General features: G+C 62.3%; 18 protein-coding genes. 17 read left to right on the top strand and 1 reads right to left on the bottom strand.

Annotated features, from left to right (window positions below):
• The first annotated feature begins 16 nt into the window (after positions 1–16).
• The 14 genes from KW846_RS06670 to KW846_RS06735 all read left to right on the top strand — a co-directional run bounded on the left by KW846_RS06670 (position 17) and on the right by KW846_RS06735 (position 14,677).
• On the top strand, positions 17–949 hold the full coding sequence (locus KW846_RS06670; RefSeq protein WP_218481710.1) for a 4-hydroxyproline epimerase: 933 nt from the start codon (positions 17–19) through the stop codon (positions 947–949).
• Entirely contained in the window at positions 946–2,061 is a 1,116-nt protein-coding gene (locus tag KW846_RS06675; RefSeq protein WP_218481711.1) for an FAD-binding oxidoreductase, read from the top strand. Before KW846_RS06670 ends, KW846_RS06675 begins: the two co-directional genes overlap by 4 nt.
• Positions 2,054–2,290, top strand: a complete 237-nt coding sequence (locus KW846_RS06680) for a 2Fe-2S iron-sulfur cluster-binding protein (protein WP_007994312.1) — start codon at positions 2,054–2,056, stop codon at positions 2,288–2,290. Before KW846_RS06675 ends, KW846_RS06680 begins: the two co-directional genes overlap by 8 nt.
• Positions 2,287–3,543, top strand: a complete 1,257-nt coding sequence (locus tag KW846_RS06685; protein ID WP_218481712.1) for an FAD/NAD(P)-binding oxidoreductase — start codon at positions 2,287–2,289, stop codon at positions 3,541–3,543. The genes KW846_RS06680 and KW846_RS06685 overlap by 4 nt, the downstream gene beginning before the upstream one ends.
• Before the next feature lie 74 nt (positions 3,544–3,617).
• Positions 3,618–4,367 (top strand): AraC family transcriptional regulator, encoded by a 750-nt coding sequence (locus KW846_RS06690; protein WP_033052353.1) that lies wholly within the window; start codon positions 3,618–3,620, stop codon positions 4,365–4,367.
• Positions 4,368–4,658: 291 nt separating this feature from the next.
• Entirely contained in the window at positions 4,659–5,477 is an 819-nt protein-coding gene (locus KW846_RS06695) for a transporter substrate-binding domain-containing protein (RefSeq protein ID WP_116583191.1), read from the top strand.
• Positions 5,478–5,487: 10 nt separating this feature from the next.
• Positions 5,488–7,266, top strand: coding sequence for an aconitase X (locus KW846_RS06700; protein ID WP_218481713.1), 1,779 nt, complete (start codon positions 5,488–5,490; stop codon positions 7,264–7,266).
• The gene (locus tag KW846_RS06705) at positions 7,259–7,924 is read left to right on the top strand and encodes an amino acid ABC transporter permease (RefSeq protein WP_007997725.1); all 666 of its coding nucleotides are present in this window, start codon (positions 7,259–7,261) and stop codon (positions 7,922–7,924) included. The genes KW846_RS06700 and KW846_RS06705 overlap by 8 nt, the downstream gene beginning before the upstream one ends.
• Positions 7,925–7,934: 10 nt before the next feature.
• Complete coding sequence (locus KW846_RS06710; RefSeq protein WP_007997727.1) at positions 7,935–8,585, top strand: amino acid ABC transporter permease; 651 nt, start codon at positions 7,935–7,937, stop codon at positions 8,583–8,585.
• On the top strand, positions 8,578–9,300 hold the full coding sequence (locus KW846_RS06715) for an amino acid ABC transporter ATP-binding protein (RefSeq protein WP_218481714.1): 723 nt from the start codon (positions 8,578–8,580) through the stop codon (positions 9,298–9,300). Before KW846_RS06710 ends, KW846_RS06715 begins: the two co-directional genes overlap by 8 nt.
• 117 nt (positions 9,301–9,417) lie before the next feature.
• Complete coding sequence (locus KW846_RS06720) at positions 9,418–10,446, top strand: proline racemase family protein (RefSeq protein WP_008018645.1); 1,029 nt, start codon at positions 9,418–9,420, stop codon at positions 10,444–10,446.
• A 126-nt stretch (positions 10,447–10,572) separates the two neighbouring features.
• A complete protein-coding gene (locus KW846_RS06725; RefSeq protein ID WP_102701650.1) occupies positions 10,573–11,490 on the top strand; it encodes a dihydrodipicolinate synthase family protein in 918 nt (305 codons plus the stop codon).
• A gap of 72 nt (positions 11,491–11,562) precedes the next feature.
• Positions 11,563–12,957, top strand: coding sequence for a fosfomycin efflux MFS transporter AbaF (gene abaF, locus KW846_RS06730; RefSeq protein ID WP_218481715.1), 1,395 nt, complete (start codon positions 11,563–11,565; stop codon positions 12,955–12,957).
• 139 nt (positions 12,958–13,096) lie between these two features.
• On the top strand, positions 13,097–14,677 hold the full coding sequence (locus KW846_RS06735) for an aldehyde dehydrogenase (NADP(+)) (protein WP_218481716.1): 1,581 nt from the start codon (positions 13,097–13,099) through the stop codon (positions 14,675–14,677).
• A gap of 125 nt (positions 14,678–14,802) precedes the next feature.
• Here KW846_RS06735 and KW846_RS06740 read toward each other — a convergent pair whose 3' ends face one another.
• Entirely contained in the window at positions 14,803–15,810 is a 1,008-nt protein-coding gene (locus tag KW846_RS06740; RefSeq protein WP_218481717.1) for an Ldh family oxidoreductase, read from the bottom strand.
• A gap of 456 nt (positions 15,811–16,266) precedes the next feature.
• Here KW846_RS06740 and mexE point away from each other — a divergent pair, with 456 nt between their 5' ends.
• From mexE to KW846_RS06755, 3 genes are read left to right on the top strand one after another with little or no spacing between them, the layout of a single operon-like run.
• The gene (mexE, locus tag KW846_RS06745; RefSeq protein ID WP_007970593.1) at positions 16,267–17,520 is read left to right on the top strand and encodes a multidrug efflux RND transporter periplasmic adaptor subunit MexE; all 1,254 of its coding nucleotides are present in this window, start codon (positions 16,267–16,269) and stop codon (positions 17,518–17,520) included.
• Between the two features lie 12 nt (positions 17,521–17,532).
• Positions 17,533–20,712, top strand: coding sequence for an efflux RND transporter permease subunit (locus tag KW846_RS06750; RefSeq protein ID WP_218481718.1), 3,180 nt, complete (start codon positions 17,533–17,535; stop codon positions 20,710–20,712).
• Complete coding sequence (locus tag KW846_RS06755; RefSeq protein ID WP_218481719.1) at positions 20,712–22,133, top strand: efflux transporter outer membrane subunit; 1,422 nt, start codon at positions 20,712–20,714, stop codon at positions 22,131–22,133. The genes KW846_RS06750 and KW846_RS06755 overlap by 1 nt, the downstream gene beginning before the upstream one ends.
• Positions 22,134–22,287 lie beyond the last annotated feature (154 nt).

Below are 22,287 nucleotides of genomic sequence, written 5' to 3' on the forward strand. Positions count from 1 at the left end.
TGGACGTGGCCCTCCCATGAAACGCATCTCTGTGATCGACTCCCACACCGGCGGCGAACCAACCCGCCTGGTGACCGCCGGCTTTCCTGACCTGGGCACCGGCAGCATGGCCGAACGGCGCAAGGCATTAGCCGAACAGCATGATCAATGGCGCGCCGCCTGTATGCTGGAACCACGGGGCAGTGACGTACTGGTGGGCGCCCTGCTCTGCGCGCCGGTGGACCCTGGTGCCTGTGCCGGGGTGATTTTCTTCAATAACACCGGTTATCTGGGCATGTGCGGCCACGGCACCATCGGCCTGGTGGCGTCGTTGGCGCACCTGGGCAAGATCGGCCCCGGCGTGCACAGCATCGAAACGCCGGTGGGCACGGTGCAGGCAACCCTGCACGAAGACCATTCGGTGAGTGTGCGCAACGTGCCAGCCTACCGTTATCGCAAGGCGCTGGCGGTGCAGGTGCCGGGCATCGGCCAAGTGGTCGGTGATATCGCTTGGGGCGGCAACTGGTTTTTCCTGGTCGCCGAGCACGGCCTGCGGGTGGCCGGCGACAACCTCGAAGCGCTGACCGCTTACACCTTCGCCGTGCAGCAGGCACTGGAAGCCCAAGGCATTCGCGGTGAAGACGGCGGCTTGATCGATCACGTCGAGTTGTTCGCCGACGACGATCACGCTGACAGCCGCAACTTCGTGCTCTGCCCCGGCAAAGCCTACGACCGTTCGCCCTGCGGCACCGGCACCAGTGCCAAACTGGCGTGCCTGGCGGCCGACGACAAGTTGCAACCGGGGCAGATCTGGCGCCAGGCCAGCGTCATCGGCAGCGAGTTCGAGGGTTCCTACGAACTGCAGGGTGAGCGCATCGTGCCGACCATTCGTGGGCGCGCGTTCATCAGTGCCGAGGCAAGCCTGATCATCGAACAGGACGACCCGTTCGCCTGGGGCATTCGTCCATGAACGAGGGCCAGGTGGCCGATGTGATCGTGATCGGCGCCGGCATTATCGGCGCCGCCTGTGCCCAGGCGCTGGCCCGTCGCGGCTTGCAGGTGCTGGTGTTGGACGCCGGACTGCACGGGGCCACGGCCGCCGGCATGGGCCACTTGCTGGTACTCGACGACAACCCCGCCGAACTGGCCCTGAGTCAATATTCGTTGCAGCGCTGGCGCGAACTGGGCGCGGACCTGCCCGACAGCTGTGCCTACCGCTGCAACGGCACGCTGTGGCTGGCGGCCAATGCCGAAGAAATGGCGGTGGCCTACAGCAAATTCTTGAACCTGCAAGCCCAGGGCGTGGCTTGCGAATTGATCGGCGCCAATGCCCTGCGCCAGCGCGAACCGGAACTGCGCGAAGGACTGGAAGGCGGCTTGCTGATCAATGGCGACGGCATTCTATACGCCCCGGCGACGGCCGGATGGATGCTCGAAACACCGAACATCCGCCAGCGCCGGGCACGGGTCAGTGCGGTCGACGGCCACCGCGTCTGCCTCGATGATGGTCACTGGTTGAGTGCCGATGCCGTGGTGCTGGCCAACGGTATTCAAGCCAACGAGCTGTGCCCGGAATTGCCCATCGAGCCGAAAAAAGGCCACTTGCTGATCACTGACCGCTACCCCGGCAGCATCACCCATACCCTGGTGGAACTGGGTTACGTCACCAGTGCCCACAATGCCACGGGGCCGTCGACCGCCTGCAATATCCAGCCGCGCCCCACCGGGCAACTGTTCATCGGCGCCTCGCGGCAATTCGGCACCACCGACCCGCAGGTCGAAAGCTGGATGCTCGCGAAGATGCTCAAGCGTGCCGCCGAGTACATGCCGGGGCTGGCCCGGCTCAATGGCATCCGTGCCTGGACCGGTTTCCGCGCCGCCAGCCCCGACGGCTTGCCGCTGGTGGGTCAACATCCACAACATCAAGGCTTGTGGCTGGCAGTCGGTCACGAAGGACTGGGCGTAACCACCGCCCCCGGCACCGCCGATTTACTGGTGGCCCAACTGTTCAACGAAACCCCGCCACTGGCCGCACAACCTTATCTGCCCCAGCGTTTTCTCGGAGAACAGGTCCATGCCTGAATTGTTGCTGGACGGCCACGCCCTGAAAGTCGCCGAAGGCACCAGCGTCGCCGCGGCCCTGGCGTTGGCCAGTGACGGCTGCACGCGCACCTCGGTCAGCGGTCAGCGCCGTGCGCCGCTGTGCGGCATGGGCATTTGCCAGGAATGCCGGGTGACCATCGATGGCCGGCGTCGCCTGGCTTGCCAGACCCTGTGCCGTGACGGCATGCAGGTGGAGACTCGCCCATGAATGAATACGCTGATCTGTTGATCATTGGCGCGGGCCCTGCCGGGATGAGCGCCGCCCTTGCCGCCGCCCCCAGCGGCGCGCGCATTGTCATGCTCGACGACAACCCGCTGCCGGGCGGGCAAATCTGGCGCGACGGACCTCAAGCCAATGTACCCGGTCAGGCCCGGCGCCTGCGCGAGCGTCTGGCGTCGTGCAACAACATCCGCCATCACGCCGGTACTCGGGTGATCGCCGCCCCCGGCGCGAAACAACTGCTGGTGGAAGATGACGACCATGGCTGGTTGATCAGCTACGACAAACTGATTCTGTGCACCGGCGCCCGTGAATTACTGCTGCCCTTCCCCGGCTGGACCCTGCCGGGTGTCACCGGTGCGGGTGGTTTGCAGGCGCTGATCAAGGCGGGTTTGCCGGTGCAGAACGAGCGCGTGGTGATTGCCGGCAGCGGCCCGCTGTTACTGGCCAGTGCCGCCACCGCCAAACAGCATGGCGCGCAAGTGCAACGCATCGCCGAACAAGCCAGCCGCAGCGCCCTCGCCGGTTTCGCCGCGCAACTGCCGCGCTGGCCCGGTAAATGGCTGCAATCGTTCAGCCTGTTTGACCACCGCTACCGCACCGCCACCCACGTATTGGCGGCGCTTGGCACCGACCGAGTGGAAGGCGTGCGCCTGCAACAACAAGGCAACATCGTCGAACTGGAATGTGATCGGCTGGCCTGTGGCTTCGGGTTGATTCCGAACATCCAGTTGGGTCAGGCACTGGGTTGCGCCATCGAAGATCAAGCCATCGCGGTGGATACCTGGCAGGCCAGTAACCGTGCCGATCATTATGCGGCGGGCGAATGCACAGGGTTCGGCGGCAGTGAGCTGGCCTTGGTGGAAGGTGCGATTGCCGGCCACGCTGCGGTCGGCAATCTGCAAGCCGCCAGGCAATTGTGGCCGCGCCGGGCGCGCTGGCAGGGTTTCGCCAAGGCGCTGAACAGCGCGTTCGCCCTCGACCCGCGACTCAAGTCCCTGGCCCAACCCGACACCCTGGTTTGCCGCTGCGAAGACGTGCCGTACGCGGCATTGACCGGTCACTCTGACTGGCGCGAAGCCAAACTCGCCAGTCGCTGTGGCATGGGCGCCTGCCAGGGCCGGGTGTGTGGCGGCGCAGTGCAGCATTTGTTTGGTTGGCAGCCCTCGGCACCGCGCCCACCCTTCAGCCCGGCGCGGATTGAAACTTTGATGTCCCTGGACGATACCCCGCCGGCGTGATGACCACGCCTGGGGTTTCGGCCACGCTGCCGAGTCTCTATGATCCCGGGGGTCACCCTCAGACTCCCGGCGCCATGTATCCATCGCTCACCACCTTCAAACCTTGCGACCTGCCGACGCTGCTGAACAGCCTTCAGCCCATCGCGCCGTTGCTCGATACCTTGTCGGACGTGGTGTTTTTCATCAAGGACTGCGAGGCCCGTTACGCCTTCGTCAACCAGACCCTGGCCCGGCGTTGTGGTTTCAAACACAGGGACGAGCTGCTGGGGCGCACCGCCGAAATGGTCTTCCCGGAACGCTTCGGTCCGCTGTACACCGAGCAGGATCGGCGCGTGCTGTCCAGTGGTCGCGAACTGGCCGATCAGCTGGAGTTGCATTTGTATTATGGCAATCAGCCGATCTGGTGCCTGACCCACAAACTCGCGTTGAAGGATGAACAGGGTCGGATCGTGGGCCTGGCCGGTATCTCCCGCGACCTGCAATCGCCGCAGTCGAACCATCCGGCGTTCCAGAAACTCGCCGCCGTGGATGCCCATATCCGCCGCCACTTCGCCCGCTCCATCAGCCTCGCCGAACTGACTGCGATCGCTGGCTATTCCGTGGCGCAATTGGAGCGGCACTGCAAACGGGTGTTCCAGCTCACTCCACGGCAAATGATTCATAAGGCGCGCCTGGAAGAAGGTTCGCGGTTGTTACTGCACACCGAATTGCCGATTACCGAGATTGCCTTGCGCTGTGGTTACACCGACCACAGTGCCTTCAGCCGGCAGTTTCGGGCGCTGACCAGTTTGTCGCCGAGTCAGTATCGCGATAACCAGCGCTGAAGATCAAAAGATCGCAGGCTGCGCCAGCTCCTACGCCGGCCGCGTACACCCGTGCCTGCCAGTGTTCCTTAAAGGGGCGCACGCGCTACCGCTGCTCCCATATGTAACACCTGCCCCCGATACCTTGGCGTCACCGTGCCTCGGGTTGCACTGCTACAAAACCTCTACGCCAAGGCCTGACAACTAATTCACCCCTCGGACTGGAAATAGGCACGTTGATTGCTATAGTTAATATCGTATACGAAATCCCCAATACGATATCCAACAGCACTCCACATCAACGAGGCCTCTATGAAAAACCCCGCATTTGCCGTAGCCCTCAGCGCTGTTCTCAGTACCTCCTTTATCGCCACTGCCCAGGCCGACAAGCTCGACGACATCATAGGTTCGGGCAAGCTGCGCTGCGCCGTGACCCTGGACTTCCCGCCCATGGGCTTTCGCGATGCCAGCAACTCGCCGGCCGGCTTCGATGTGGACTATTGCCGCGACCTGGCGAAGATCCTCGGGGTCGAGGCCGAGGTGGTGGAAACGCCGTTCCCGGATCGTATTCCGGCACTGGTCTCCGGCCGGGCTGACGTGATCGTCGCGTCCACCTCCGACACCCTCGAACGCGCCAAGACCGTCGGCCTCACCGTGCCCTACTTTGCCTTCCAGATGGTGGTGCTGACCCGCGACGACACCGGCATTAATGGCTTCGACGACCTCAAGGGCAAAGCGGTGGGCAACACCAGCGGCACCTATGAGGCCATCGCCCTGGAGAAAGACGTGAAGAACTGGGGCTCGGGCAGCTTCCGAGCCTACCAGTCGCAAAGCGATACCCTGCTGGCTGTCGCCCAAGGCCACATCGATGCCACCGTCGTCACCAACACCGTGGCCGCCGCCACCCTCAAGTCAGGCAAATACAAAAACCTGAAAGTCGCCGGTAACGCCCCTTACGTCATCGACTACGTGTCCCTCGGCGCCAAGCGCAGCGAGTACGGCCTGCTCAACTACCTCAACCTGTTCGTCAATCAACAGGTACGCACCGGTCGCTACAAGGAGCTGTTCGTTAAATGGGTCGGCACCGAGATCTCGCCGACCAACCTGACCGTGCCTCAGGTCTACTACTGAGATGTCCGGCATGCCTAGGCCAATATCTCTGACCGGGCGCAGCCTGGTGGCGGGTGCCGCGCAAGGCGCCCTGCTGTTCGCCGATGTCGGCTTGAGCTTCTGGGGCGGAGTCGATCCCTGTACGGGTGAAGTCATCGACCGCCATCACCCGCTCAGCGGCCAACACCTGGCCGGCCGCGTGCTGGCGATTCCCAGTGGCCGTGGCTCGTGCACCGGCAGCAGTGTGTTGATGGAGCTGATCAGCAACGGCCATGCACCGGCGGCATTGGTGCTGGCCGAAGCCGACGAGATCCTGACCTTGGGCGTGCTGGTGGCGCGGACCATTTTCGCCCGTTCCCTGCCGGTGCTGTGCATCGGTCAGGAGGCTTTCGCCGCCTTGCGCGGCCAGGCCTTCGCCCGGGTCGAAAATGCAACGCTGAGCCTGTTCGATCACCTGCCGGGCGACGCCTGGCAGGCGCTCGACAGCCCATTACCAGACGCTGACAACACCGCCTCGATCAGGCTCACCGAGCACGATCGGGCGCTGCTCGATGGCCGGTATGGCAAGGCCGCGCAAATGGCCATGCAGATCGTCCTGCGTATGGCCGAATTGCAGGGTGCCGAGCACTTGGTGGATGTCACTCAAGCACACATCGACGGCTGCATTTACACGGGACCTGCGAGCCTGCGCTTTGCCCGGCAACTGGTGCAATGGGGAGCAAAAGTGAGAGTGCCCACCACCCTCAATTCAATTTCCGTCGACCAGCGCCGTTGGCGCGAACTGGGTATCGACCCGGCACTGGGTGAACCGGCCAGTGCCTTGGGCGATGCCTATATGGCGATGGGCGCACAGCTCAGTTTCACCTGCGCGCCGTACCTGCTCGACACTGCACCGAAGGCTGGCGAGCAAATCGTCTGGGCGGAATCCAACGCAGTGGTCTACGCCAACAGCGTACTCGGTGCACGCACCCTGAAATACCCGGATTACCTGGACATCTGCATCGCCCTCACCGGTCGTGCCCCGCTGATCGGCTGCCACCTGGACGCGCCACGCAAGGCCCGGTTGCAGATCGAGTTGCCTGCCCTCGGTGAACTGGACGATGCCTTCTACCCGCTGCTGGGTTACTACATCGGTGCCCTGGCCGGCAGTCGCGTGCCGCTGGTGCTGGGGCTGGAAAAACGCAAGCCGAGCCTGGACGACCTCAAAGCCTTTGGCGCGGCCTTCGCCACCACCTCTGCGGCGCCACTGTTCCACATCGCCGGGGTCACCCCGGAGGCCATTGACCCGGCGCAGGTGCTGGATGCGGACATTTCCATTGCCGTGGAAAAAATCCGCCTGAAGGACCTGCTGCGCAGTTGGCGCGAACTCAACAGTGCTCGCGACAACCGGGTGGATGTGGTGTCGCTGGGTAACCCGCACTTTTCCCTCAGCGAGTTCGCTCACCTGGCGCGACTGTGCCGGGGACGACAAAGACACCCGGATGTGGTGCTTGCCATCACCTGCGGCCGTGTCGTGTTGGAGCAAGCCCGCGAGGCCGGGCACATTGCCGTGATCCAAGCGTTTGGCGCGACCCTGGTCACCGACACCTGCTGGTGCATGCTCGGCGAACCCGTAATCCCCCTGACGGCTAAAACCCTGATGACCAACTCGGGCAAATACGCCCACTACGCACCGGGCCTGGTCGGCCGCAAGGTGCACTTCGCCAGCCTTGCCGAATGCGTCGACACGGCCTGCACCGCAACGGCCAGCGGACGTTTGCCGGCCTGGCTACAACCTGCTGCCCTACTGGAGAGCCCTGCGCATGTTTGACTACAGCTTCCAATGGCGCTCCGCCCTGCGCGCCCTGCCGGACATGCTTGCCGGTGCCATCGTCACCTTCGAAACCGCCGCGCTGTCGATGATCTTCGGCGTGCTGATCGCCCTGGCCCTGACGGTGATGCGCGAGGCCAAGCACCCTCTGCTGCGCGGTTTCGGCAACGGCTGGGTGTCGATTGCCCGCAACACCCCGTCGCTGTTCCAGATCTACATCCTCTACTTCGGCCTCGGTTCGCTGAACCTGCACGTCAGTTCCTGGTTCGCCCTGCTGGCCGGGATCACCTTCAACAATGCCGGGTATCTGGCGGAGAACTTTCGCGGCGGCCTCAAGGCCGTGCCTGACACGCAGGTGCGTGCGGCGCGTTCCCTCGGCATGAGTGCCTTCCAGGCCTACCGCATGATCATCGTCCCGCAACTGCTGCGGATCGTGTTCTACCCGCTGACCAATCAGATGGTCTGGGCGGTGTTGATGACGTCGCTGGGGGTGATCGTCGGACTGAACAATGACCTGACCGGTGTGACCCAGGAATACAACGTCAAAACCTTCCGCACCTTCGAGTATTTCGCCATCGCAGCGGTGCTGTATTACTTGATTGCCAAGGCGATCGTCGCGGCAGCCCGGCTGATGGCCTGGCGGTTGTTCCGTTACTGAGGAGCTGTCCATGTTTTCCACTGATTTTTCCTCGAATGACCTGATGTTCCTGCTCAACGGTGCGTGGGTCACGATGCAACTGACGTTCTGGTCGATCATCCTCGGCTCCTTGGCCGGGTTGTTCTTCGGCCTGCTGCGGGCCTTGTTGCCACGGGCCAGCCAGCCACTGGCCTGGGTGCTGGACGTGTTTCGCAGCGTGCCGTTGCTGATCCAGTTCGTACTGTTCAACTCACTCAAAAGCATCATCGGTTTGAACATCAGCGCCTTCAGCGTCGGCTGCATTGTGCTGGGGGTTTACGCAGCGGCGTACTTCACCGAGATCGTGCGGGCCGGCGTGCTGGCGGTGCCGTTCACCGTGCGCCGGGCCAGCCGGTCGCTGGGGCTGAGCTTCTTGCAGGATTTGCGCTGGATCGTCCTGCCGATGGCCACCCGGGTAGCGTTCCCCGGCTGGCTGAACCTGGTGCTCGGTGTAATGAAAGACACCGCGCTGGTGATGTGGATCGGCATCGTCGAACTGCTGCGCGCCTCGCAAACCATCGTCACCCGCATCCAGGAACCGTTGCTGGTGCTGTGCATCGCGGGCCTTATCTACTACGTCATGAGCCTGGTGGTCGCACGCCTGGGCGCTCGTCTGGAAAGAAGGTGGCAAGAAAATGATTGAGATCGACAACGTACATAAATCCTTCGGCAACCTCGAGGTGGTCAAGGGCGTCAACCTGACGGTGAACAAGGGCGAAGTGGTGTCGATCATCGGCGGCTCCGGCTCCGGCAAATCGACCTTGCTGATGTGCATCAACGGCCTGGAACCGATCCAGAAAGGCAACATCCGCGTTGACGGCGTCGAGGTCCATCACAGCGCCACCGACCTCAATCGCCTGCGGCAGAAAATCGGCATTGTGTTCCAGCAATGGAATGCCTTCCCGCACCTGACGGTGCTGGAAAACGTCATGCTCGCGCCGCGCAAAGTGCTGGGCAAAATCAAGGCTGAAGCTGAAGCACTGGCGGTAAAGCAACTGACCCACGTCGGCCTGGGCGACAAGCTCAAGACGTTCCCTGGCAAGCTGTCCGGTGGACAGCAACAACGCATGGCCATCGCCCGCGCCCTGGCCATGTCACCGGACTACATGCTGTTTGACGAAGCCACCTCGGCCCTCGACCCGCAGTTGGTCGGTGAAGTGCTGGACACCATGCGCATGCTCGCCGAAGACGGCATGACCATGGTGTTGGTGACCCACGAAATCCGCTTTGCCCGGGACGTGTCCGACCGTGTGGCGTTCTTCCGCAATGGCCTGGTGCATGAAATTGGGTCGCCGGATCAGGTGATTGGCAATCCGGTGCATGCGGAGACTGCGGCGTTTCTGAAATCAGTGAAGTAGCGGATGGCCCCTTCGCGAGCAAGCCCGCTCCCACAGGGTTTGATGGTGTACACAAAATCAGTGTGGGAGCGAGCTTGCTCGCGATGAGGCCTTCACAGACAAAACAAGGAGCAAACCATGCGCTCATCAAAAGTCATTCATGTAGTCAGCTGCCACGCCGAAGGCGAAGTCGGCGACGTGATCGTCGGCGGTGTCGCCCCGCCGCCCGGCGCCACCGTGTGGGAACAGTCACGCTGGATCGCCCGGGACGAAACCCTGCGCAACTTCGTCCTCAACGAACCCCGCGGCGGCGTGTTCCGCCACGTCAACTTGCTGGTCCCGGCCAAGGACCCACGGGCGCAGATGGCCTGGATCATCATGGAGCCGGCGGACACCCCGCCGATGTCCGGCTCCAACTCGTTGTGCGTCGCCACCGTATTGCTCGACAGCGGCATCCTGCCCATGACCGAGCCGCAAACCCGCCTGGTGCTGGAAGCGCCCGGCGGCCTGATCGAAGCCGTGGCCGACTGCCGGGATGGCAAGGTGCAACGGGTGGAAGTGAAAAACGTGCCGTCCTTCGCTGATCGACTGGATGCGTGGATTGAAGTCGAAGGCATCGGCTCGCTGAAGGTTGACACCGCTTACGGTGGCGACAGTTTTGTGATTGCCGATGCCAAAGGCCTGGGTTTCTCCATCCGCCCGGATGAAGCGGCCGATCTGGTCGCGGTGGGGCTGAAAATCACTCGAGCGGCCAACGAACAACTGGGCTTCGTGCATCCGCTGAATCCCGAGTGGTCGCACATTTCCTTCTGCCAGATCGCCGCGCCCATCGTCCATGAGAACGGTATCGCCACCGGCGCCAATGCGGTGGTGATTCAACCGGGCAAGATCGACCGCTCCCCCACCGGCACGGGTTGCTCGGCGCGCATGGCGGTGTTGCAGGCCAAAGGCTTGATGCAGGTTGGCGAGCGCTTTGTCGGCCGCTCGATTATCGGCTCCGAGTTCCACTGCCGCATTGATTCGCTGACCGAAGTCGCCGGCCGTGCCGCGATTTACCCGTGCATTTCCGGCCGGGCGTGGATCACCGGCACCCATCAATTACTGCTCGACCCAAGCGATCCGTGGCCACAAGGCTATCGCCTGTCCGACACCTGGCCCGGCGCCTGATCACGCAATCCCAGCCCCCCAGACCAACGGCCAGTAAAAACCCCAGAAAAACCCAAAAAAGCACTAGCCGAGCATTGTCATTTTAAATATCGTATACGAAATACAATTAACGAACCGGAGGCAACAATGAGCAAGCGCATTAACTGGAGTGGCGTCTTCCCCGCGGTGACCACTCAATTCAACGATGACTTCTCCATCAACCTGGAAAAAACCCATCAGGTGATTTCCAACGTGATCCGCGACGGCGTGTCAGGCCTGGTGGTCTGCGGCTCGGTGGGTGAAAACACCTCGCTGAGTGCCGAAGAGAAAATCGCCGTGACTGAAGTCGCTGTCGATGCCGCCCGCGGTCGCGTACCGGTGATTTGCGGCGTGGCCGAGTTCACCAGCCTACAAGCGGCCAAGGTCGCCAATGCCGTACGCCGGGTCGGCGTCGATGGCGTGATGCTGATGCCGGCGCTGGTCTACGGTTCCAAGCCGTTCGAAACCGCCGAGCATTACCGCTACGTGGCGAAAAACGCCGACGTGCCGCTGATGGTCTACAACAACCCGCCTATCTATAAGAACGACGTCACCCCGGACATCCTGATTTCCCTGGCCGACTGCGACAACGTGGTGTGCTTCAAGGACTCTTCCGGCGACACCCGCCGCTTCATCGACGTGCGCAACGAAGTCGGTGACCGTTTCGTGTTGTTCGCCGGCCTCGACGACGTGGTGCTGGAAAGCATCGCCGTGGGTGCCGAAGGTTGGGTCTCGGGCATGTCCAACGTGTTCCCCAAAGAAGGCGAAACCATCTTCCGCCTGGCCAAGGCCGGTCGTTTCGCCGAAGCCATGCCGATTTACGAATGGCTGATGCCGATCCTGCACCTCGATGCCCGTGCCGACCTGGTGCAGTGCATCAAACTATGTGAAGCCATTGCCGGTCGCGGCAGCGCCTTGACCCGTCCGCCACGCCTCGCCCTGCCGGAAGCCGACCGCGTATTCGTCGAGCAGATCATGGCCAAGGCGCTGGCCAACCGCCCGGAACTGCCGGACGTCGGTCTCTGAGCGATTGCCGGGCGGGTCTGTACTGGCCCCGCCCGGCTGCCCGTTTTTTGCGTCTCAACAAGGTACGTCAGCATGTCGAATCCTCAACACACGCAAAGCGCAACCACACCCTCGGGACTCAAACGCGTGGTGGCCGCCGCCATGGCTGGCACCGTCGCCGAATGGTATGAATTCTTTCTCTACGGCACCGCCTCGGCATTGGTTTTTGGCAAGCTGTTCTTCCGCCAGACCGACAGCCCCATCGACGGCATCATTGCCGCCTTCGCCTTGTACGCGGTCGGCTTTCTCGCCCGGCCGTTAGGCGGTTTGGTATTCGGTCACTACGGTGACAAATTCGGCCGCAAACGCCTGCTGCAACTGAGCCTGGTAGTGGTCGGCATCACCACCTTCCTGATGGGTTGCCTGCCTGGCTTCGACCAGATCGGTTACGCAGCGCCGGTGCTACTGGTGCTGTTGCGGCTGATCCAGGGCTTCGCTTTCGGTGGCGAATGGGGCGGCGCGATTCTGCTGGTGTCCGAACACTGCCCGGACAATCGTCGGGGCTTCTGGGCCAGTTGGCCGCAAGCCGGGGTGCCGGCTGGCAACCTGGTGGCCACGCTCGCCCTGCTGCTGTTGTCGTCGAACCTGTCAGAGCAACAGTTCCTTGCCTGGGGCTGGCGCGTGGCGTTCTGGTTCTCGGCGGTAGTCGTGTTGATCGGTTACTGGATTCGCACCAGCGTCGATGACGCGCCGATCTTCAAGGAAGCCCAGGCCCGTCAGGCCCAGACCAAACAGCAACAGCTCGGTGTGGTGGAAGTGCTGCGCCATCACTGGCGTTCGGTGCTGGTGGGAATCGGCGCTCGCTTTGCCGAGAACATCCTCTACTACACCGTAGTGACGTTCTCGATTACCTATCTGAAACTGGTGGTGCACAAGGACACTTCGCAAATTCTGCTGCTGATGTTCGGCGCGCACCTGGTGCACTTTTTCCTGATTCCCCTGATGGGCTATCTGTCGGACATCATCGGGCGCAAGCCGGTGTACCTGACCGGCGCGGTGCTCACAGCGTTCTGGGGTTTCATCGGTTTCCCGATGATGGACACTGGCAACAACTGGCTGATCATGGCCGCCATCACCCTGGGCCTGGCCATCGAGTCGATGACTTATGCGCCTTACTCGGCGCTGATGGCCGAATTGTTCCCGACCCACGTACGCTACACCGCTCTGTCCCTGTGCTACCAGGTGGCGCCGATCTTCGCCGGTTCCCTGGCACCGCTGATCGCCATCACCTTGCTCAACAAGTACCAAAGCTCGACTCCGATCGCCTGGTATCTGGTGGGCGCCGCACTGATTTCCGTGGTGGCTGTCGGCCTGACCCGCGAGACCCGTGGCAAGTCATTGCGCCAGGTGGATGCCGAGTCGGCGGCGCGGGTTGCTGCACTGGACCCAGCCTCGACTAGCCCACGCCGGGCCGATTCTCTGGCGTAGGAGCGAGCTTGCTCGCGATGGACGTCAACGATAACGCGGGGAACCTGATACCCCGCGGCGTCTTTGATTTCATCGCGAGCAAGCTCGCTCCCACAAAGGTTTTGTGTTGCTACCCCATTTTTCGACAGGAGCTTTTTTGATGTCTGAGATCCTTGGCCACAACTATATCGGCGGAGCGCGCAGCGCCGCCGGCGGCATCATCCTGAAAAGCCATGACGCCAGCACCGGCGAAGCACTGCCCTACTCTTTCGTGCAAGCCACCGCGCAAGAAGTCGACGCGGCCGCCCAGGCCGCTGCGGCCGCCTATCCAGCCTTTCGTAATTTGCCGGCGACGCGCCGGGCACAATTTCTTGACGCCATCGCCGCGCAACTGGATGCCCTGGATGACGAGTTCGTTGCCCTGGTGACGCGCGAGACCGCCCTGCCCAGCGCCCGGATTCAGGGCGAGCGCGGCCGCACCAGCAGCCAGATGCGTCTGTTCGCTCAGGTCCTGCGTCGGGGCGATTTCTACAGCGCGCGCATCGACCGCGCCCTGCCGGAGCGTCAGCCGCTGCCACGGGTTGACCTGCGCCAGTACCGGATCGGCGTCGGCCCGGTGGCCGTGTTCGGCGCCAGCAATTTTCCGTTGGCCTTTTCGACGGCTGGTGGCGATACCGCAGCGGCACTGGCCGCCGGTTGCCCGGTGGTGTTCAAGGCCCACAGTGGGCACATGGCAACCGCCGAATGCGTGGCCAATGCGATCCTGCGCGCCGCCGAACAGACCGACATGCCCAAGGGTGTGTTCAACATGATCTACGGCGCTGGTGTCGGTGAAGCGCTGGTCAAGCACCCGGCGATTCAGGCCGTTGGTTTCACCGGCTCGCTCAAAGGTGGCCGTGCCCTTTGCGACATGGCCGCTGCACGACAACAACCCATCCCGGTGTTCGCCGAGATGAGCAGCATCAATCCAGTGTTGGTATTGCCCGAAGCCTTGCGCGCGCGGGGCGAGAAAATCGCCGGTGAGCTGGTGGCATCGGTGGTCCAGGGTTGCGGGCAGTTCTGCACCAATCCGGGGTTGGTCATTGGTATTCGCACGCCTGAATGGACGGCGTTCACTGCGCAACTAAGCAACCTGATGGCCGAACAACCGGCGCAAACCATGCTCAATGCTGGCACCCTCGGCAGCTATGAAAAAGGGGTGCAGGCCTTGCTCCAGCATCCGGGCGTGACGCACCTGGCGGGCCACGACCAGCAGGGCAATCAGGCGCGGCCGCAACTGTTCAAGGCCGACGTCAGCCTGCTGCTCAATGGAGATCCGCTGCTACAGGAAGAAGTGTTCGGGCCGACCACCATTGTCGTTGAAGTGGCGGACAAGGTTGAGCTGCGGCAGGCGTTGAACTGCTTACACGGGCAACTGACCGCGACATTGATTGGCGAAGTAGCGGATCTTCAGACCCATGCGGATCTGCTGATACTGCTCGAACAAAAAGTCGGCCGGGTACTGTTCAACGGTTACCCCACCGGGGTCGAAGTCTGCGATGCCATGGTCCATGGCGGGCCTTACCCTGCAACCTCCGACGCCCGTGGCACATCGGTTGGCAGCCTGGCCATCGAGCGATTCCTGCGTCCGGTGTGCTACCAGAACTGCCCGGACACCTTGCTACCCGACGCTTTGAAAAACGCCAACCCACTGGGGATTGCACGGCTGGTGGATGGCAGCAGCCAACGCGAGCCGGTTTAACAACACGACCTCCTGTGGGAGCGAGCCTGCTCGCGATAGCGGTGTGTCAGTCGACGAAAATGTTGAATCTGATGCCCTCATCGCGAGCAAGCTCGCTCCCACAGGAGTGGGCGCGCCCATTCCATTCAAGCCAGCAGTGCTTTCAGGTCGTTGTACAGCGCCTCGGGAATTTGCACGCCTTCCACCAGGCTGCGCACCCGCGCCGCGTAACGTCGTTGCGACGGTAAGCGTGCGCCCTGCCCTTCAATGCCCTGGAACAACGTTTCGGCCCGGGCCAAATGTTCTTCAGTGGCGTCCCCCAGAAAGCGCCGAGGGTCCAGGGCGATGATCAACTCGCCATGGTACGGCGACGACTTGCTACCCCCGTCGTAAGCCAACGACTCGGCACTGGTCAGGTCACCGATCAGCGGCCCGGCAATCAACTCCACCATCGCCGCCAGAGCCGAACCCTTGTGCCCGCCGAACGTCAGCATCGCGCCGCTATCAAGCACCACGTTGGCGTCGGTGCTCGGCTGGCCTTGGGCGTCCACGCCCCAACCTTCGGGAATCGCCTTGCCGGCACGCCGGTGCAGTTCAATATCACCCCGGGCAATCGCGCTGGTGGCGAAGTCGAACACAAACGGATCTTGCCCCGCACGCGGCCAACCGAAGGCAATGGGATTGGTGCCGAACACCGGCAGTCGTCCTCCAGCCGGCGCCACCCAGGCGTGGCTCGGATTACACGCCAGCGCCACCAGACCAGCGGCCGTCAGTTGCTCGATCTCCACCCACAGCGCCGAGAAATGTACACAGCGGTTGATTGCCAACGCCGCAATGCCGTTGGCCCGGGTTTTCTGCGCCAGCAACGGCAACCCCGCCTGAAACGCCAACTGCGAAAACCCACCGCCAGCATCCACCCGCACAATCGCCGGCGCCTGGTCGATCACCTGTGGCTCGGCATCGGCCGACACCTTGCCGGCCCGCAGGGAATTCACACACCCCAGAATCCGGTACAAACCGTGGGAGGCACAGCCATCACGTTCGCCAGCAATCACCGTCGCCGCCACCGCTTGTGCATGGGCCAGGTTAAAACCGTTGTGCAACAAGATCGATTCAGCCCACTCACGAGCTTCGATCAGGGTCAGTCGGATCATGGTCATCTCCTTGGACAGACCGGTCAGAGTGGTCTATCCGAGGCGTCATGGCTTGATGGGTTTGGGCAGTGGCGGTGACGAAATTGGCACAGCGCGGGCAGGTGGACCCCGTTAAACCAATGGCTGATGACGGGTCCCTGATCCTGATTGTGTAGAAGGCTGGCCTCTTCGCGGGCAGGCCCGTTCCCACAGTGGTTCTGTGGTGTACATGATCCCCTGTGGGAGCGAGCCTGCTCGCGATGGCCGCAACACGGTTTCAAGTCTGACTATTGCATCCAATGCAACACACAATTGTCATCAATCCAGTTGATGACGACCGAACGCAAGGCGCAGGCTAGAGGGCTGGCTCGGGCCTCATATCATTCCGAATGATAGTTACCTTCGCCCCATTCGATTCGTGAGATACAAACCCGCCGCGCATCATTCGCCAATCTCAACACATTGGCGGATGCATCCATGGAACAGTCATTCAAACATTTGCGCTTCCCGTTGGCTTTGTTGGCCGTAGTGGTGATCAGCGCTTGCGGCAAGGCCCCGGAAACCGCCGCCACGATGCCGGCAGCCAAGGTCAGCGTGGCCAAGGTGCTGGAACAACCGGTCAACGAGTGGGACGAATTCACCGGGCGCCTGGAAGCCCCGGAAACGGTCGAGATTCGTCCACGGGTCTCCGGCCAGATCGATGAAGTGGCGTTCACTGAAGGCGCCCTGGTCAAGAAAGGCGACCTGCTGTTCCAGATCGACCCGCGTCCGTTCCAGGCTGAGGTCCGCCGCCTCGAAGCCCTGGTTGCACAATCGCGCGCCAATGCCACTCGCAGTGAAAACGAAGCCCAGCGCGGTGAGCGCCTGCGCACCAGCAATGCCATTTCCGCCGAGCTGGCCGATTCGCGCACCAGCGCCGCCCAGGAGGCCCGCGCCGCCGTCGGTGCGCTTCAGGCACAGCTCGACCTGGCCAAGCTCAACCTGAGTTTCACCCGCGTCACCGCACCGATCAGTGGCCGTGTCAGCCGTGCGGAAATCACCGCCGGCAACCTGGTGACCGCCGACACCACGCCGCTGACCAGCGTGGTCTCCACGGACAAGGTCTACGCCTACTTCGACGCTGACGAGCGTGTGTTCCTCAAGTACACCGAGCTTGCTCGCCAGGGCAAACGCGGCGCCACCACCCCGGTTTACATGGGCCTGTCCAACGAGGACGGCAACCCGCACCAGGGCGTGATGAACTTCGTCGACAACCAGGTCAACCCCAAGACAGGCACCATCCGTGGCCGCGCCGTGTTCGACAACAGCGATGGCAGCTACACCCCGGGCCTGTATGCACGCCTGAAACTGGTGGGCAGCGGTACCTACAGCGCCATGCTGATCAACGATGAAGCGGTGGGTACCGACCTGGGCAAGAAGTTCGTGATCGTGATGGACGGCGACAACAAGACTGCCTATCGCGCGGTGGAACTGGGGCCGAAGATCGAAGGTTTGCGCATCGTGCGCAGTGGTCTGAACAAGGACGACACCATCATCGTCAAGGGCCTGCAACGGGTACGTCCCGGCTCACCGGTCACCCCTGAAGTGATTCCGATGGCCAGCGAACAGACCCTCGCGGCACTCGCACAACAACGCCAAGCGCTGGAAGCCAGCAACCTGCCCCAAGTCGCGCCTGCCAAGGTTGCGCCGGGCACGGTTGTGAAACTGGCTGCCACGACCCCACGCGGTTAAGGGATTTTTACGATGAATTTTTCCCAATTCTTCATTTCGCGGCCGATCTTCGCAGCGGTGCTTTCGCTGCTGATCCTGATCGCCGGTGCGATCTCGCTGTTCCAGTTGCCGATCAGCGAATACCCGGAAGTCGTGCCGCCGACCGTGGTGGTACGCGCCAACTTCCCCGGTGCCAACCCCAAGGTCATCGGTGAAACCGTGGCCGCTCCACTGGAGCAGGCCATCACCGGCGTCGAGAACATGCTGTACATGTCCTCGCAGTCGACCGCCGACGGCAAGATCACCCTGACCATCACCTTTGCTCTGGGTACTGACCTGGACAACGCGCAGGTGCAGGTGCAGAACCGCGTGACCCGGACCGAGCCGAAACTTCCCGAGGAAGTGACGCGTATCGGTATCACCGTGGACAAGGCATCGCCCGACCTCACCATGGTTGTGCACTTGACCTCGCCGGACAAACGCTACGACATGCTCTATCTGTCCAACTACGCGATCCTCAACATCAAGGATGAGCTGGCGCGGCTGGGTGGTGTCGGTGACGTGCAACTGTTCGGCATGGGCGACTACTCGCTGCGTGTCTGGCTCGACCCGAACAAGACCGCTTCGCGCAACCTGACCGCCACTGACGTGGTCACCGCCATTCGTGAGCAGAACCGCCAGGTGGCCGCCGGTGCATTGGGCGCTCCCCCTGCCCCGAATGCCCAAAGCTTCCAGCTGTCGGTCAACACTCAGGGCCGTCTGGTCAGTGAGGAAGAGTTCGAGAACATCATCATTCGCTCTGGCGACAACGGTGAAATCACTCGCCTCAAGGACATCGCTCGCGTCGAGCTGGGTTCCAGCCAGTACGCCCTGCGTTCGCTGCTGAATAATCAGCCGGCGGTGGCGATCCCGATCTTCCAGCGCCCTGGCTCCAATGCCATCGAGATCTCCAACGAAGTCCGGGCGAAAATGGCCGAACTGAAGAAGAACTTCCCCGAAGGCATGGACTTCAGCATCGTCTATGACCCGACGATCTTCGTGCGCGGCTCCATCGAGGCGGTGGTTCACACCCTATTCGAAGCACTGATCCTCGTGGTACTGGTGGTGATCCTGTTCCTGCAGACCTGGCGCGCCTCGATCATTCCGTTGGTGGCTGTGCCGGTTTCGCTGATCGGTACCTTTGCCGTGATGCACCTGTTCGGCTTCTCGCTCAACGCCCTGTCGCTGTTCGGTCTGGTACTGGCCATCGGTATCGTGGTGGACGATGCCATCGTGGTGGTGGAGAACGTCGAGCGGAACATCGAGCTCGGATTGACCCCGGTGGAAGCCACCAAACGCGCCATGCGTGAAGTGACAGGTCCCATCATTGCCACGGCGCTGGTGCTGTGTGCGGTGTTCGTTCCTGCGGCATTTATCTCCGGGCTGACGGGTCAGTTCTACAAGCAGTTCGCCCTGACCATTGCGATTTCCACGGTGATCTCGGCCTTCAACTCACTGACCCTGTCGCCGGCGTTGGCCGCGGTATTGCTCAAGGGCCATGACGCACCGAAAGACCGCTTCTCAAGGGTGCTGGACAAGATGTTTGGCGGCTGGCTGTTCCGTCCGTTCAACCGTTTCTTTGAAAAGGCCAGCCATGGTTATGTCGGCACCGTCGCCCGTGTGATCCGCTCAAGCGGCATCGCCCTGCTGCTGTACGCCGGCCTGATGGTCCTGACCTTCTTCGGTTTCTCCAGCACCCCGACCGGTTTCGTACCCGGCCAGGACAAGCAATACCTGGTGGCCTTCGCACAATTGCCGGATGCCTCAAGCCTGGACCGTACCGAAGACGTGATCAAGCGCATGTCCGACCTGGCCCTGAAACAGCCAGGCGTGGAGAGCGCGGTGGCCTTCCCTGGCCTGTCGATCAACGGTTTCACCAACAGCCCGAACGCCGGCATCGTGTTCGTGACCCTCAAGCCGTTCGACGAGCGTAAAGACCCGAGCATGTCCGCCGGTGCGATTGCCGGTGCCTTGAACGGCCAGTACGCGAACATCCAGGAAGCCTACATGGCGATCTTCCCGCCGCCGCCGGTGCAAGGCCTGGGCACCATTGGTGGTTTCCGCCTGCAGATCGAAGACCGGGGCAACCTGGGCTATGAAGAGCTGTACAAGGAAACCATGAACATCATCGCCAAGAGCCACAACGTGCCGGAACTGGCCGGCCTGTTCACCAGCTACACGGTCAACGTGCCGCAGGTCGATGCCGCCATCGACCGGGAAAAGGCCAAGACCCACGGCGTGGCCGTCAGCGACATCTTCGACACCCTGCAGATCTACCTGGGTTCGCTGTATGCCAACGACTTCAACCGTTTTGGCCGCACCTATCAGGTCAACGTTCAGGCTGAGCAACAGTTCCGCCTCGAGTCCGACCAGATCGGCCAATTGAAAGTGCGTAACAACAAAGGCGAGATGATCCCGCTGGCGACCTTCATCAAGGTCAGCGACACCTCGGGCCCGGACCGCGTGATGCACTACAACGGCTTCATCACCGCTGAAATCAATGGTGCGGCGGCCCCCGGCTACAGCTCCGGCCAGGCCGAAAAAGCCATCGAGAAGCTGCTCAAGGAAGAACTGCCGAACGGCATGACCTACGAATGGACCGACCTGACCTACCAGCAGATCCTGTCCGGCAACACCGCGCTGTTCGTGTTCCCGCTCTGCGTCCTGCTGGCGTTCCTGGTACTGGCGGCCCAGTACGAAAGCTGGAGCCTGCCACTGGCGGTGATCCTGATCGTACCGATGACCCTGCTGTCAGCCATCACCGGTGTGATCGCCTCCGGCGGTGACAACAACATCTTCACCCAGATCGGCCTGATCGTACTGGTAGGCCTGGCGTGCAAGAACGCGATCCTGATCGTCGAGTTCGCCAAGGACAAGCAACTGGAGGGCCTCAACCCGCTGGCTGCGGTACTGGAAGCTTGCCGCCTGCGTCTGCGGCCGATCCTGATGACCTCTTTCGCGTTCATCATGGGGGTTGTGCCGCTGGTGTTCTCCAGCGGTGCCGGTGCCGAAATGCGTCACGCCATGGGTGTGGCGGTGTTCTCCGGGATGCTCGGGGTGACCTTCTTCGGTCTGTTGCTGACGCCAGTGTTCTACGTATTGATTCGTAACTTTGTCGAGCGTGGCCAGGCGCGCAAAGCCGCCAAGGTCAACCTGAAGCTGGAGTCGCACTGATGAGTTTGAAAGCCTTCCTGCCGAGCCTGCTGGTCCTGGCCTTGAGTGCCTGTGCCGTGGGTCCGGATTACCAGACGCCCAACACCGAGGCGGCCACCATCACGGCCGCCACCGATGGCGCCGCCGGCCAGAAGAACTTTGACCGTTCGCGTTTCGAAGGCATCTGGTGGCAGCAGTTCGAAGACCCGACCCTCAACCAGTTGGTGACGCAATCGCTCAAGGGCAACCGTGATTTGCGCGTCGCTTTTGCACGCTGGAAAGCCGCACGGGCGATCCGCGATGACATCAGTAACGACAACTTGCCGGTCGTCACCAGCCGTGTCAGCAGTGACTTGGGCAAGGGCCAGATTCCTGGCCAGACCACCGACCGGGTCAATAGCGAACGCTACGACCTGGGCCTGGACATGGCCTGGGAGATCGACCTGTTTGGGCGTATCCAGCGCAACCTGGAATCGGCGAATGCCGAGCAACAGTCGCTTGAAGCCGATCTGTACCAGCTGCAGGTGAGCATGATTGCCGAACTGGTGGATGCCTACGGTCAACTGCGCGGCGCGCAACTGCGGGAAAAGATCGCCCTGGCCAACCTGGAGAACCAGCAGGAGTCGCGCAAGATCACCATCAACCTGCGCGATGCCGGCGTCGGCGATCAGCTCGATGTGGAGCGTGCCGATGCCCGCCTGGCGTCGGTCGAAGCCAGCGTGCCGCAATTGCAGGCCGAACAGGTTCGGGAGAAGAACCGTATCGCCACGCTGCTGGGCGAGCGTCCGGACAAGCTGACGGTGGATTTGAGCCCGAAAGACTTGCCGGCGATTGCCAAGGCCTTGCCGATCGGTAATCCGGGTGAACTGCTGCAACGCCGGCCGGACATTCGCAGTGCCGAGCGCAAACTAGCTTCGGCAACGGCGCGGATCGGCGTGGCCAAGGCCGACCTGTTCCCGCAAGTCAGCCTCAGCGGCTTCCTTGGTTTCACCGCCGGGCGTGGTTCACAAATCGGTTCCTCGGCGGCCAACGCCTGGGCGCTCGGCCCGAGCATCACCTGGGCAGCGTTTGACCTGGGCAGTGTGCGCGCCCGTTTGCGCGCCGCCGACGCCGATGCCGAGGGCGCCTTGGCGACTTACGAGCAGCAAGTGTTGCTGGCCCTGGAAGAATCGGAAAACGCATTCAGCGACTACGGCAAGCGCCAGCAGCGCCTGATTTCGCTGATTCGCCAGAGCGAGTCCAGCCGTTCGGCTGCCGATCTCGCCGAGATTCGCTACCGCGAAGGCACCGCCGACTTCCTCGTGCTGCTCGACGCCCAGCGTGAACGCCTGGCGGCCGAAGACACCCAGGCCCAGGCCGAAGTCGATCTGTATCGCGGCATCGTCGCCATCTACAAGGCCCTCGGTGGCGGCTGGCAGCCTGAGACAGTCGCCAGCAATTAACCCGATGGTTTAAAGCGCTCCTTTGGTTGGCCGCAACCAACCAATTCCTTTGCCCTGCGTCTCATTCGGTCGCGGGGCTTTTTTTGCCTTTTAAAAGGCAATGTAAATCCTTTGTGGGAGCGGGCTTGCTCGCGAAGGCGGTGTGTCGGCCAAC

It is taken from the genome of Pseudomonas sp. PDM32 (assembly GCF_019219225.1).
GTDB lineage: Bacteria > Pseudomonadota > Gammaproteobacteria > Pseudomonadales > Pseudomonadaceae > Aquipseudomonas > Aquipseudomonas laurylsulfatiphila.

Bases quoted from the DNA above. Each gene is read 5' to 3' on its own strand.
- KW846_RS06670 (WP_218481710.1), top strand. From the start codon at position 17: ATGAAACGCATCTCTGTGATCGACTCCCACACCGGCGGCGAACCAACC.
- KW846_RS06675 (WP_218481711.1), top strand. From the start codon at position 946: ATGAACGAGGGCCAGGTGGCCGATGTGATCGTGATCGGCGCCGGCATT.
- KW846_RS06680 (WP_007994312.1), top strand. From the start codon at position 2,054: ATGCCTGAATTGTTGCTGGACGGCCACGCCCTGAAAGTCGCCGAAGGC.
- KW846_RS06685 (WP_218481712.1), top strand. From the start codon at position 2,287: ATGAATGAATACGCTGATCTGTTGATCATTGGCGCGGGCCCTGCCGGG.
- KW846_RS06690 (WP_033052353.1), top strand. From the start codon at position 3,618: ATGTATCCATCGCTCACCACCTTCAAACCTTGCGACCTGCCGACGCTG.
- KW846_RS06695 (WP_116583191.1), top strand. From the start codon at position 4,659: ATGAAAAACCCCGCATTTGCCGTAGCCCTCAGCGCTGTTCTCAGTACC.
- KW846_RS06700 (WP_218481713.1), top strand. From the start codon at position 5,488: ATGCCTAGGCCAATATCTCTGACCGGGCGCAGCCTGGTGGCGGGTGCC.
- KW846_RS06705 (WP_007997725.1), top strand. From the start codon at position 7,259: ATGTTTGACTACAGCTTCCAATGGCGCTCCGCCCTGCGCGCCCTGCCG.
- KW846_RS06710 (WP_007997727.1), top strand. From the start codon at position 7,935: ATGTTTTCCACTGATTTTTCCTCGAATGACCTGATGTTCCTGCTCAAC.
- KW846_RS06715 (WP_218481714.1), top strand. From the start codon at position 8,578: ATGATTGAGATCGACAACGTACATAAATCCTTCGGCAACCTCGAGGTG.
- KW846_RS06720 (WP_008018645.1), top strand. From the start codon at position 9,418: ATGCGCTCATCAAAAGTCATTCATGTAGTCAGCTGCCACGCCGAAGGC.
- KW846_RS06725 (WP_102701650.1), top strand. From the start codon at position 10,573: ATGAGCAAGCGCATTAACTGGAGTGGCGTCTTCCCCGCGGTGACCACT.
- abaF (WP_218481715.1), top strand. From the start codon at position 11,563: ATGTCGAATCCTCAACACACGCAAAGCGCAACCACACCCTCGGGACTC.
- KW846_RS06735 (WP_218481716.1), top strand. From the start codon at position 13,097: ATGTCTGAGATCCTTGGCCACAACTATATCGGCGGAGCGCGCAGCGCC.
- KW846_RS06740 (WP_218481717.1), bottom strand. From the start codon at position 15,810: ATGATCCGACTGACCCTGATCGAAGCTCGTGAGTGGGCTGAATCGATC.
- mexE (WP_007970593.1), top strand. From the start codon at position 16,267: ATGGAACAGTCATTCAAACATTTGCGCTTCCCGTTGGCTTTGTTGGCC.
- KW846_RS06750 (WP_218481718.1), top strand. From the start codon at position 17,533: ATGAATTTTTCCCAATTCTTCATTTCGCGGCCGATCTTCGCAGCGGTG.
- KW846_RS06755 (WP_218481719.1), top strand. From the start codon at position 20,712: ATGAGTTTGAAAGCCTTCCTGCCGAGCCTGCTGGTCCTGGCCTTGAGT.